The sequence below is a fragment of the Vreelandella rituensis genome (assembly GCF_003336665.1).
GTDB classification, from domain to species: Bacteria; Pseudomonadota; Gammaproteobacteria; order Pseudomonadales; family Halomonadaceae; genus Vreelandella; species Vreelandella rituensis.
In genome coordinates, this window is sequence record NZ_QPIJ01000112.1 from 1 (window position 1) to 3,922 (window position 3,922).

Genomic DNA, 3,922 nt, shown 5'->3' on the forward strand with positions numbered 1-3,922 from the left:
AGAGGGCGTATCGTGTGACCGATCAACAAGTGGGCCACAAGCCAATAAAACAAGGGACGCTCCTCGTGCAAATGGCGGTTACCCAATAGCCGATCGACGCGCTTGATGGTGTGTCGAGGCGTCGCGGGCCCTGGCAAGGCACGCCCCAGCGCTGTTAACCCCAGTCGACGCTCCGTCAGCAAGGCACCGACCGTATCCAGTAGTGCCTGAAGGCGTTTGGCATGAATAGAGGGGAGTGCTGATGTCAGCCAGTTGTGCAAGAATTGAGGGGCCTGCATGGGTCTCCTTAGGCATATTGTTTGTTTGGCGATGAACAACATGCCGACCCATGCAGGCTCTTTCAACATTACCCGCTGATTTTATTGAAAATATTCGTGGGGATCCGTCAGATTTGAAAGGCCACAGCGTTGGGCTGGCCCATTTTGCTTATGTGACCGATAACCTCGATGCCGTTGTTGCCAGATTGACGCGGGTTATGCCATTGCCAAACCCGGGGCTGTAGAGCCGTTTCGCAAAAATGTCTATTTTGTCGATCCGGCTGGGTTCGAAGTGGAGTTTGTCGAGTATCTGAGTGATATCCCGGCCGAGCGGAATTTAAACCGCGATGCTCTGCAATCAGCTACATAGCGATAATGAAGAGCCGCAGGCAGTATTCGGCAAATAGGTTCGCGAGCAGTCCATGGGTGGGACTCGCGAAGCCGATCTAAACAAGCCTCGCCAACACCCCACCATAAAAGCCGCAAATTGCCGCCCGAAACTCCCTCTCCAACGGGTACAATGGGGCCAGTATGGCAAGGCAGCTGCGTTCCAACGCCCATTGGTAAGCAGATTGTCTGTCCAGTTATTTTATAGAAAAGGTAGTTATTAATGATTAATACGAATATATATAAGGCTGTTTATGATTTGGCTGAAAAGCTAATGAAAGCCGCCGATCAAGATGATAGAGAAACATTTAATGCGCTCTACGCAGAGTTGCAGATTATTTGCACCAGTAATGAAAAAACTGATAAAGATCACCCAGAGCAGTGGGAAACGCTGGCTGACTTTACAGAGGAACTAGAAGACGCTCTGGCGGTTTACGAAAAAGCATTAGAAAAAGCCATTGCCATGAATTCGAAAGATCATATGTCATCCGTTGGTTTTTCCATGGCAACGTTGCAAATTGAATTGAACCAAACTGACGCAGCTATCAAAAGCCTTCAACATGCAAAGGTCAGTGCTAATAAAATTGAAGATGACGAATTGAAAAAAGAAATAGATGAGCTGCTTGAAAAGCTAACCACAGGCTAGGCTGCTTGCGTTACCTGAAAGCTGAATGTGTTGAATTTACCTAAGACTAGGGGATTTATTTTGACCAATAATGATATTTTTCGCCGTATCCGTTATACCTTTGATTTAAAAGATAGCACCATGATTGACATCTTCGCCTTGGCAGAGGTCAGCGTCACCCAGGAGCAGGTGGCTGCCTGGCTGAAAAAGGATGAAGATGACGCCTTTGTCACTATGAAAAATAAAGAGCTGGCGGCGTTTCTGAATGGGTTTATTAGCTTTAAGCGTGGCAAGCGCGAAGGCCCCCAGCCTGCGCCTGAAGCGCAACTGAACAATAATATGGTGTTCCAGAAGCTGCGCATTGCGCTGAATTTAAAAGCGGACGATATTTTAGAGGTGTTTGAGCTGGTCGGCTTGCCTTTAAGCAACCATGAATTAAGCGCTTTTTTCCGTAAGCCAAGTCATAAGAATTATCGAGAGTGTAAAGATCAAATACTTCGAAATTTCTTGCTCGGTATTCAACGCCAGTTACGGCCCAATCAAAATGGAGCGGATTTAGAGTCTTGAACCGATAAAGTCGCAGCAGCGCTGTTTATCAAACGGCAGAGGCAAGAGGAAGCGCTTGCATCCTCTTGCCTTATAGAGCCTTAACTCAACCAATAATCCCAGCAGAGTAGGTGGCTGTTAACGTTTCACGCAGACAAAAATCGCATTTCCAGAGACGTTATCCCAAGGGGTGATAGTCTCGTAGTTGTGCTCAAACACATGCACCTCGAAGTAAGGCGTCAGCAGAGCGGTTAACTCCATAAAACTGACCGCTACCATGGGGTGTTCGTCGTTCCATATCTGGGTAGCGTCTGTGCTGGCTTTTTCAATACTCAGCCTGAGCGACTGTTTTTCACCCTGCCCGCTGTAGTGCCAGCCCGAGTGGAAGGTAAACTCCTCGTCTGCTTGCTTGGCGGTATGTTTAACAAATAAGCCGTTGTCGATTTTTTCTTTATCGACCGCATTAAAATAGAAAACGCCACCTGTTGTTAAGGCGCGGCGGGCGCTGGTAATGCACGCTTTGAGCTTTTCGATGCCATCGGTGTAGTGGATGGAGTACAAAAAGCAGGTGATTAAATCGAGGGGTTCGCTAACCTCGAAGTGACTCATGTCTTGCAGCGAGAAGTGCGCTTCTGGGCAGCGCGTGGCGGCGATATCCAGCATCGGCTGGTTGATATCCAGCCCGCTACTTATGTAGCCAGCATCAATAAAATGGCGCACGTGAGGGCCGGTGCCACAGGCTAAATCCAAGTGGGTGGTGCCATCGTTACCAAAGAGCTGATGCAGCCGACAAATGGCGTTACTTTGGGTCTGGTAGTCGATGTCTACGCACATCAAATCGTAGTAGCCAGAAAGGTCGGTATAGAGTGCGTTGACGGACATAGTAGCCTGATGGTGAGAACTGAAATAAATTGGGTGGTACATGGTAAAAGCGCATGGTACATGAGCGGGTAGAGTTTGAGGCAAATTCTTAAACGCTCGCCATTAATGCCCAAATACCGACCACCCGGTACGCTGCACAAACATTTCAAGTGCTTGGGTGCCTAACAGGCTGTTGCCGTAGGCATCCAACCCAGGCGACCAAACGGCAATGGAACCGTGGCTTGGGGAGATGGCCAGTATACCGCCACCTACGCCACTTTTGCCGGGCAGGCCAACCCGAAAGGCGAACTCTCCCGAGGCGTCGTAGTGGCCGCACATCATCATTAGCGAGTTGATACGTCGTGCCCGCTGGGGAGCGACCACCCGGATATCGCTGGGTTTATTGATACCATCCGAGGCCAAAAAAAGCCCGGCATGGGCAAGTTGCTCACAGCTCATCGCGATAGCGCACTGATGGAAGTAGATGCCCAGCACTTTATCGACATCGTGGTCTAGATGACCAAAGGCCTTCATAAAATGCGCAAGAGAGGCATTGCGGTCGCGGTGGGCCATTTCTGAGGCGGCGACGGCGTGATCGAAACAGATGCTGTCGTCATTGGCGACATAGCGCACAAAGTTGAGAATCTCGCCCAGCGTCTCTTTAGGTTCGTGGCCCATCATGATCGCATCGACCACCGCAATGGCACCGGCATTGATAAAGGGGTTACGCGGTTTGCCGCTTTCGTGCTCAAGCTGAACGATGGAGTTGAAAGGGTCACCCGAAGGTTCGCGGCCTACTTTTGACCATAACCAATCGCCCATCTGACCCAGCGCAATGGTCAGCGTAAATACTTTCGAGATACTCTGAATGGAGAAGGGCGTGGTCGCGCAACCGGCTGAATACACCTTGCCATCCACCGTCGCTAGCGAAATGCCAAACTGCTGTGGGTCAACATGGCCGAGCTCGGGAATATAGTCTGCGACCTTGCCACGCTCCTCTGCTTTCGCCATGGTCGCCGCAATGTCATTGATTAATTCTTGCATGGGCTTATCGTCTACCGTCAACTGAGGCGGGGCGCTACCCTAGCGGAAAAGGGTGGAGCTGTCTGTTTACCCTGTCGGAATTTTAACATTTCGCGCGGAATTCCACGTCCAAGCCACGCATTGGGCGTGGAGGGATAGCGCGCCGTCCGTCAGGACGGCCTGGTCTGGTTCTGGATGTAGCGCTTGATGATCTCCGTGTTCG

The 3,922-nt window shown here is 50.4% G+C and carries 4 protein-coding genes and 2 pseudogenes; 3 read left to right on the top strand and 3 right to left on the bottom strand.

Annotated elements, in window-relative coordinates; translation table 11 throughout:
- Window positions 1-278 (bottom strand): annotated as a pseudogene (locus tag DU506_RS20670) (IS4 family transposase); the annotation flags it as partial.
- A gap of 98 nt (window positions 279-376) precedes the next feature.
- Between DU506_RS20670 and DU506_RS20675 the strand changes: the two are divergent.
- The 3 genes and pseudogenes from DU506_RS20675 to DU506_RS20685 form a co-directional block, all read left to right on the top strand.
- Window positions 377-627, top strand: a pseudogene (locus tag DU506_RS20675) (VOC family protein); the annotation flags it as partial.
- A gap of 240 nt (window positions 628-867) precedes the next feature.
- A complete protein-coding gene (locus tag DU506_RS20680) occupies window positions 868-1,290 on the top strand; it encodes a tetratricopeptide repeat protein (protein WP_114488727.1) in 423 nt (140 codons plus the stop codon).
- A gap of 60 nt (window positions 1,291-1,350) precedes the next feature.
- Complete coding sequence (locus tag DU506_RS20685) at window positions 1,351-1,836, top strand: YehS family protein (protein WP_114488728.1); 486 nt, start codon at window positions 1,351-1,353, stop codon at window positions 1,834-1,836.
- Window positions 1,837-1,953: 117 nt separating this feature from the next.
- On the opposite strand, the gene DU506_RS20690 is transcribed toward DU506_RS20685, so the two are convergent.
- Window positions 1,954-2,697 carry a class I SAM-dependent DNA methyltransferase gene (locus DU506_RS20690; RefSeq protein ID WP_114488729.1) on the bottom strand — a complete coding sequence of 248 codons (744 nt, stop codon included), beginning with the start codon at window positions 2,695-2,697 and terminating at the stop codon, window positions 1,954-1,956.
- 102 nt (window positions 2,698-2,799) lie between these two features.
- A complete protein-coding gene (locus DU506_RS20695; RefSeq protein WP_114488730.1) occupies window positions 2,800-3,720 on the bottom strand; it encodes a glutaminase in 921 nt (306 codons plus the stop codon).
- Window positions 3,721-3,922 lie beyond the last annotated feature (202 nt).

Bases quoted from the DNA above. Each gene is read 5' to 3' on its own strand.
- DU506_RS20695 (WP_114488730.1), bottom strand. From the start codon at position 3,720: ATGCAAGAATTAATCAATGACATTGCGGCGACCATGGCGAAAGCAGAG.
- DU506_RS20680 (WP_114488727.1), top strand. From the start codon at position 868: ATGATTAATACGAATATATATAAGGCTGTTTATGATTTGGCTGAAAAG.
- DU506_RS20690 (WP_114488729.1), bottom strand. From the start codon at position 2,697: ATGTCCGTCAACGCACTCTATACCGACCTTTCTGGCTACTACGATTTG.